Raw genomic sequence first — 311 nt, 5'->3', positions numbered from 1 at the left:
AAGATAGTATTATGTTCGATCAAAACGTAACTTCTCCCTTTACCACAACGGTAACGACTCCTTCTCAAACTCAGGCTCAGAAGCCACTGCGCGACTCCGTCAAGCAAGCCGTCAACAAATACTTGAAACAGCTGGACAACACTAACATCGAGAACCTGTATGAACTGGTTCTGGCCGAAGTTGAAGCGCCGTTACTGGAAGAAATCATGACTTTCACCCGCGGCAACCAAACCCGCGCTGCCATCATGATGGGTATCAACCGTGGCACACTGCGTAAGAAACTGAAGCAGTACGGTATGAACTAAGGCCTG

1 protein-coding gene is annotated in these 311 nt (G+C 48.6%); it reads left to right on the top strand.

The features are described from left to right. Positions 1-11: 11 nt before the first annotated feature. Entirely contained in the window at positions 12-305 is a 294-nt protein-coding gene (fis, locus tag J0A66_RS22590; protein WP_102794436.1) for a DNA-binding transcriptional regulator Fis, read from the top strand. Positions 306-311: the final 6 nt, after the last annotated feature.

The sequence above is a fragment of the Bowmanella dokdonensis genome (assembly GCF_017254865.1).
GTDB classification, from domain to species: domain Bacteria; phylum Pseudomonadota; class Gammaproteobacteria; order Enterobacterales; family Alteromonadaceae; genus Bowmanella; species Bowmanella dokdonensis.
This window is presented reverse-complemented; position numbering and strand designations above follow the sequence as displayed.

Excerpts from the sequence above, each read along its gene's own strand:
- fis (WP_102794436.1), top strand. The coding sequence starts at position 12 with ATGTTCGATCAAAACGTAACTTCTCCCTTTACCACAACGGTAACGACT.